Genomic DNA, 254 nt, shown 5'->3' with positions numbered 1-254 from the left:
TTAAAAAGACAACTGGCTAAAGTTAAGGAAGAACGAGACATCTTAAAAAAAGTATTGACCATATTCGCCGAGAAAAAGAAGTGAGTGCTGCGGATATGGCTCAAACCATACAAACTTTAGCACTCAATGTCAGACTAAGCTGTCAACTCCTTGATGTTCCTGAATCAAGTTATTATGAACGGATTAACCGACATCCATCTAAAACTCAATTAAGGAGACAATACCTGTCACTCAAAATTTCTCAACTCTTCAAT

1 pseudogene is annotated in these 254 nt (G+C 36.6%); it reads left to right on the top strand.

From position 1 onward, the window contains the following. Positions 1-254 (top strand): annotated as a pseudogene (locus MST27_RS22385) (IS3-like element IS981 family transposase); the annotation flags it as partial.

Origin of the sequence: Stutzerimonas marianensis (assembly GCF_022810315.1) — a bacterium.
In the GTDB taxonomy this organism is placed as follows: Bacteria; Pseudomonadota; Gammaproteobacteria; order Pseudomonadales; family Pseudomonadaceae; genus Stutzerimonas; species Stutzerimonas marianensis.
The sequence above is the reverse complement of the archived record's forward strand: the minus strand, read 5'-3'. Positions and strand labels throughout refer to the sequence as shown.